Here is a 6394-nt window from a genome sequence, read left to right on the forward strand (position 1 = left end):
CGAGCAGCGCGCCTTCGAACGGGTCCGCAGCGAATTCGTCCTGCGCGCCTCCCACGAACTGCGCACGCCGGTGACCGGCATGCAGATGGCCTTCAGCCTGCTCCGCGAACGCCGGCGACGTCCACCACCAGGTCGGGCATCGCCTCGTCCTGGACTTCGCCGAGCAGGGCCTTTTCCACCGCTTCCTGGACATCGACATCGCTGAGTATTTCGTCGATCCGCTTGCCATGGGGGTCGTTGGAGACGAATAGCTGGCGGATCGCGACCGGGTTGGCGTGTTCGATGCGCCCCTGGTTGTCGAAGATCACCAGGCCGTCGTCGATGCTGTCGAGTACCGCCTGCAGGCGCCGCTCGCCGGAAAGCACCTCTTCGACGCTGGTCTTGCGGTACTGCCGCAGGGCCTCGGCCATCAGGCCGAAACGCCGGGTCAACTGGCCGACCTCGGCGACGTTGGTCATCGGCAGGGTCACGTCGAAATCGCCTTCGCCGATCCTGTCCGCCGCCCGCGCCAGGGTTTCGATCGGTGCGCCGAAGCGCCGGGCGATGCTGTGGGCGGTGACGAAACCGATCAGCAGGATGGCGACGCCCACCAGGCCAAGCAGGCCGGCGACCAGGTAGGCTCGGTGGCGGGCGCTGGTCTCGGCGTCGCTGATGCCGGCCAGCGCCAGTTGCTGCAGGTCCTGCAGGCGTAGGCGCAGGGTATTGAAGGCTTCGCTGAAGCCGTCGTTGTCGGCCATGGGCGCCTTGAGCAGCGCCGGGGTGTGCGCCTGCAGTTGCAGGTAGGCGTCGCGAACGCCATCCAGGGCGGCCTGCTCGGCGCCGTCGACGGTATTCGCCCGACCCTGTTCCAGGACCCGTCGGAAATCGTTCTGCGAGCGCTCCAGGGCCTGCCCGTCGGGTTTTTCGCGGAGCAGTATGACCAACTGGTCGCCGAGCAGCTGGCGCAACTGCTGGCTCACCTCGATGGTCGCGTGGTGGTGCGACATCCGTTGCTCCTGAGCGCGGCCGAGCTGCATCACGCTGAACAACCCGAGCAACAGGCCGAACAGCGAGACGGTGATCAGCGCGGAAATGCTGAGGAACAACCGGGTCCGGAGCTTCATCGGCAGCGGCATGCTCATAGGCCGTACTGCTTGCGCTTCCGGTACAGGGTCGAGGCATCGATACCGAGGGTCTTGGCGGCCTGGTCGAGGGTCGCGCTGGAGGCCATCACCGCCGTGATATGGGCTTTCTCCAGGTCTTCCAGGCTCAGCGATTCGCCGATCCGCGGCGCGCTGCTGGCAGATTGCGCAGCGCTGAAACCGAGGTGGTCGACATCCACCCGTTCCTGGTTGCAGATGATGCTGGCGCGTTCGATCACGTTGCGTAGCTCGCGTACGTTGCCCGGCCAGGGGTATTGCCGCATGGCCTCGCGGGCGGCTTCGCTGAAGCCGCGGGCGGGGCGGCCGTAGTCCTTGACGAAGCGGGCGAGGAAACGTTCGGCCAGGCCGAGGATATCCTCGGCGCGTTCGCGCAGGGGAGGCAGGTTGAGCACGATCACGTTGAGGCGGTAGAGCAGGTCCTCGCGGAACTGGCCCTGGGCGACCATCGCGCCCAGGTCGCGGTTGGTCGCGGCAAGGATGCGCACGTCGGCGCGGCGGGTCACCGGATCGCCGACGCGTTCGTATTCCTTGTCCTGGATGAAGCGCAGCAGCTTGGGTTGCAAGGTCAGCGGGAAGTCGCCGATCTCGTCGAGGAACAGGGTGCCGCCGTCAGCCTGGCTGACCCTGCCCAGGGTGCTTTCGGTGGCACCGGTGAAGGCGCCGCGACTGTGCCCGAACAGTTCGCTTTCCATCAGTTCGGCGGTCAGCGACGGGCAGTTGATGGTGACCTGGGGCTTCTTCGCGCGTTTGCTCCAGGTGTGGATGGCGCGTGCCAGTTCGCCCTTGCCGGAGCCGGATTCGCCGAGGATGAGGATGTTGGCGTCGGTCGCCGCGACCTGGCGCGCGGTCTCCAGTACCGCGGCCATGGCCGGGCTGTGCGATTCCAGGCCGTCGCCCTGGCGGCGCACTTCGTCCTCCAGGGCCTCCAGGCGCGCGGTCAGTTGGCGCACCTCCAGTTGCTTGGCGGCGGCCAGGCGCAGTTGGTCCGGGCTGCAGGGCTTGACTAGGTAATCCACCGCGCCGGCCTGCATGGCGTCGACCGCGGTATCCACCGCCGAATGCGCGGTGACGATCACCACGCGCATCCATGGCGCCTGGACGCGCATCTGGGCGAGAACGTCGAGCCCGTTGTCTTCGCCCAGGCGCAGGTCGAGGAAGCACAGGTCGAATACCTGGCGCTGCAACAGGGCCTCCGCCTGCGGCGCGCTGCTGGCGGTGGCCACGCTGTAGCCTTCGTCTTCGAGGCAATAACGGAAAGTGCGCAGGATCGCCGACTCGTCATCGACCAGCAGGATGCGCCCCTGTTTTTCGGAAGTGGTTTCCATCGTTGCTTTTTATCCTCTAGGGAATTCACTGCCATTCGGCTTCTGGGTTAGTCCCCGGAAAGCCCATGCAAGTTGCAGAGCGCCCCGCCGCCCATCCGGGCGGCGTGCAACCTGCCGATGTTGCTGTTCTTGGGTTTTCGGGAAGCCGTGGCGGCTCCACGGATGGCTCCGGGTAGCAGGTGCCGGGTCGCTTCCCTGTTGCATGTGACAGCGTACCGCGCCGATCGTGCAAAACGCCCGGAATAATTTGTCGCGTCGTGCAGGATGAACTGCGCAGACTACCTGGGTTGTTTTATAACTTATTGAATTAAAAGTGTTTTTATTTTTCAGAAAGGCTGGCATGGGGCGTGCAATGAGGTAGTCACGGTCTCCCTGAAGAAAAAATGGACACAGGCCGGTTCGCTACCCCGATGGGCCCGGCCCCGAGGCGGTACCGACAGTTCCGAAGGCACACAGGAGAAAACATCATGCTTAGTTGGGCTATCACCTTTCTGATCATCGCCATCATCGCTGCCGTCCTCGGGTTTGGTGGCATCGCAGGTGCCGCCACCGGAATCGCGAAGGTCCTCTTCGTGCTGTTCCTGGTGCTCTTCGTGGTCTCGTTCTTCTTCGGACGCCGTCGCGGCTAGCCGGATGCCAAGGAGAAAGCGATGCGACTCATGCGTAACCTGATGAACGCACTGCTGCTCGGTGCCGCCGCCAGTTCGCTGGCGGTGGCGGCCGACAGGGACGGCGAATACCGCTTGAACGAATTGCAGAGCACCGATGCCGGATACCGCAAGGCCTGGCAGAACCTGGTGGAAGACGAGAGCCGCTTGCCTGACTGGGTGATGAATCTCTCGGGAACCGCTACGCCGATGCATGCCGTCGACGACCAGGGCGACAAGTATCTGGTCGGCGGTCTCTGCGAGAAGTCCGATTGCAAGGGCCAGCGCCTGCTGGTCGCCTTCGATTGGGACAAGAGCCATGCCTACGGACTCTACGTGCAGGTGCCCGAAGGGCTGCCGCAGGACAAGTCGCCGAGCAAGCACGCCAGCTTCCGCTGGCTGGGCAAGCCGGAGCCGGCGGTACAGAAGATCCTCGACGAACAACTCAAGGCCGATCCGAACTGGTACTGAGGCGGAACGGGCTTGCGTGACACCGCCCCGCCCGCAGCGGGGCATGGCCAGGGGACCGGGATGCGCTGGGTGAGGTCGATCCGGCGGGTTCCAGGGGTACAGGGAGTACCTCCTTCGGGGTCGGGCCAGGCGACAACGCGCCGGAGGGGAGCCACCGATGTCTCGCTGCCTTCCGGCGCGCTTCTATATATAGAAGGGGTACGACGCTCCGCCGTCCGGCGGAGCGTCGGCTTCCGCACCGATACTCCGCGAACTTCCCTGATATCGATCAATGCCTGTGGATGGCGGAGTCGTTTTACAATCGACCACCCGCGCGTTCCGAGGCGCCCTCCCAGAAGGGCTTTACCGCGCGGTTATCCACAGAACGCCGCTTATCCACAGCCGGCGATGGCGTGCCGGACGGCGTTGCGTGTCCTGTGACCATCCATCGCAGCGATGATGAGCGACTTTCAACTTCCCAGGATGGGCACGAGGCTTCCAGGCCTTGCACGGAGTGCCTTCCGCTCCCTGTTCTTGTACGAAAATCAAGGGCAATTTCCTGTGGGACGGACGTTTCATTAGTGATTTCTCATGCCGATTCGGCATGGGGCAGTCACTTACGGCATTAGACGGGGTAGGGGAGCGCATGAATCATTGCGCCCTTTCGCCTGTCGGGAGCGACTCTCCCGTTGGAGCGACTCCCGACTTCCACAAGAATTAAGGGTGACGAAACATGGGTAAAGCCAAGCTAAGCCTCGCCTGGCAGATCGTGATCGGTCTGGCACTCGGTATCGCCGTCGGCGCAGTGCTCAACCATTTCAGCGCCGAAAAGGCCTGGTGGATCGCCAACGTGCTGCAACCGGCCGGCGACATCTTCATCCGTCTGATCAAGATGATCGTGGTGCCGATCGTGATTTCCTCGCTGGTGGTCGGCATCGCCGGCGTCGGCGACGCGAAGAAGCTTGGCCGCATCGGCCTGAAGACCATCATCTACTTCGAGATCGTCACCACCGTCGCCATCGTCGTCGGCCTGCTGCTGGCCAACCTGTTCCAGCCCGGCACCGGCATCGACATGAGCACCCTGGGTACCGTGGACATTTCCCAGTACCAGAAGACCACCCAGGAAGTGCAGCATGACCATGCGTTCATCGCGACCATCCTCAACCTGATTCCCTCCAACGTCTTCGCCGCCATCGCCCGTGGCGAGATGCTGCCGATCATCTTCTTCTCGGTGATGTTCGGCCTCGGCCTGTCGAGCCTGCCCAACGACCTGCGCGAGCCGCTGGTGAAGGTGTTCCAGGGCGTTTCCGAGACCATGTTCAAGGTCACCCACATGATCATGAAGTACGCCCCCATCGGTGTCTTCGCCCTGATCGCGGTGACCGTCGCCAACTTCGGCTTCGCCTCGCTGCTGCCGCTGGCCAAGCTGGTGATCCTGGTCTACGTGGCCATCGTCTTCTTCGCCCTGGTGGTGCTGGGCCTGATCGCGCGGATGTTCGGCTTCTCGATCATGCGCCTGATCCGCATCTTCAAGGACGACCTGGTCCTCGCCTATTCCACCGCCAGCTCGGAAACCGTGCTGCCGCGCATCATCGAGAAAATGGAAGCCTACGGCGCGCCGAAGGCGATCAGCAGCTTCGTGGTGCCCACCGGCTACTCCTTCAACCTCGATGGCTCGACCCTGTACCAGAGCATCGCGGCGATCTTCATCGCGCAGCTCTACGGCATCGACCTGTCCATCGGCCAGCAGATCATGCTGGTGCTGACCCTGATGGTGACCTCCAAGGGTATCGCCGGCGTGCCGGGCGTGTCCTTCGTGGTGCTGCTCGCCACCCTGGGCAGCGTCGGCATCCCGCTCGAGGGCCTGGCCTTCATCGCCGGCGTGGACCGCATCATGGACATGGCGCGTACCGCCCTCAACGTGATCGGCAATGCCCTCGCGGTGCTGGTCATCTCCAAGTGGGAAGGCATGTACGACGCGGCCAAGGGCCAGCGCTACTGGGATTCGCTGCCGCACCTGCGGCAGGCGGTCGGCGAAGCCAAGGGCAAGCAGGCCACCCTCGAATAAGGCGGCTTCCCGCCCAGGAGGCCCCGGCATCGTCCGGGGCCTCGGCGTTTCTGGCGCCGGCACCGCCTGCGCCGCTATCATCCGCGCAACGCGGGGGATTCTGAATGCTGAACGGCTTGTGGTTGGGTTTTTTCCTGGTGGCGGCGGCGAGCGCGCTGGCGCGCTGGTTGATCGGCGGCGATGCGACGGTGTTCGCGGCGATGGTGGAGAGCCTGTTCGCCATGGCCAAGCTGGCGGTCGAGGTGATGGTCCTGCTGTTCGGCACCCTGACGCTCTGGCTCGGCTTCCTGCGCATCGCCGAGAAGGCCGGTCTGGTGGAGCGCCTGGCGGTGCTGCTCGGTCCGCTGTTCCGTCGGCTGATGCCGGAAGTGCCGCCGGGGCATCCGGCGATCGGCCTGATCACCCTGAACTTCGCCGCCAATGGCCTGGGCCTGGACAACGCCGCCACGCCGATCGGCCTGAAGGCGATGAAGGCGCTGCAGGAACTCAATCCCAGCAGCACCACCGCGAGCAATGCGCAGATCCTCTTCCTGGTGCTCAACGCCTCGTCCCTGACCCTGCTGCCGGTGACCATCTTCATGTACCGCGCGCAGCAGGGCGCGGCCGATCCGACCCTGGTATTCCTGCCGATCCTCCTGGCCACCAGCGCCTCGACCCTGGCCGGCCTGCTGTCGGTGGCGCTGATGCAGCGCCTGCGCCTGTGGGACCCGGTGGTGCTGGCCTACCTGATCCCCGGCGCGTTGCTGCTGGCCGGCTTCATGG

At 64.6% G+C, this 6394-nt stretch carries 5 protein-coding genes and 2 pseudogenes; 5 read left to right on the forward strand and 2 right to left on the reverse strand.

Going from position 1 to position 6394, the window contains the following annotated elements:
- Nucleotides 1-136: pseudogene (locus FFS27_RS26335) on the forward strand (histidine kinase dimerization/phospho-acceptor domain-containing protein); the annotation flags it as partial.
- On the opposite strand, the pseudogene FFS27_RS26340 reads toward FFS27_RS26335, so the two are convergent.
- Both FFS27_RS26340 and algB read right to left on the reverse strand, forming a co-directional pair.
- A pseudogene (locus FFS27_RS26340) lies at nt 111-1121 on the reverse strand (KinB sensor domain-containing domain); the annotation flags it as partial. The pseudogenes FFS27_RS26335 and FFS27_RS26340 sit on opposite strands and share 26 nt — an antisense overlap.
- Nucleotides 1118-2467 (reverse strand): sigma-54-dependent response regulator transcription factor AlgB, encoded by a 1350-nt coding sequence (gene algB / locus FFS27_RS26345; protein WP_003096964.1) that lies wholly within the window; start codon nt 2465-2467, stop codon nt 1118-1120. The gene algB and the pseudogene FFS27_RS26340, both read right to left, overlap by 4 nt.
- A gap of 467 nt (nt 2468-2934) precedes the next feature.
- On the opposite strand from algB, the gene FFS27_RS26350 reads away from it, so the two are divergent.
- The 4 genes from FFS27_RS26350 to FFS27_RS26370 form a co-directional block, all read left to right on the forward strand.
- Entirely contained in the window at nt 2935-3096 is a 162-nt protein-coding gene (locus FFS27_RS26350) for a DUF1328 domain-containing protein (RefSeq protein WP_137952309.1), read from the forward strand.
- Nucleotides 3097-3117: 21 nt separating this feature from the next.
- A complete protein-coding gene (locus FFS27_RS26355; RefSeq protein WP_003114119.1) occupies nt 3118-3585 on the forward strand; it encodes an inhibitor of vertebrate lysozyme family protein in 468 nt (155 codons plus the stop codon).
- 712 nt (nt 3586-4297) lie between these two features.
- Nucleotides 4298-5632 (forward strand): glutamate/aspartate:proton symporter GltP, encoded by a 1335-nt coding sequence (gltP, locus tag FFS27_RS26365; protein WP_003096956.1) that lies wholly within the window; start codon nt 4298-4300, stop codon nt 5630-5632.
- Nucleotides 5633-5736: 104 nt separating this feature from the next.
- On the forward strand, nt 5737-6394 hold a 658-nt coding region (locus tag FFS27_RS26370), incomplete at its 3' end, for a nucleoside recognition domain-containing protein (RefSeq protein ID WP_272483176.1).

The sequence above is a fragment of the Pseudomonas sp. 2VD genome (assembly GCF_005503585.1).
In the GTDB taxonomy this organism is placed as follows: domain Bacteria; phylum Pseudomonadota; class Gammaproteobacteria; order Pseudomonadales; family Pseudomonadaceae; genus Pseudomonas; species Pseudomonas aeruginosa.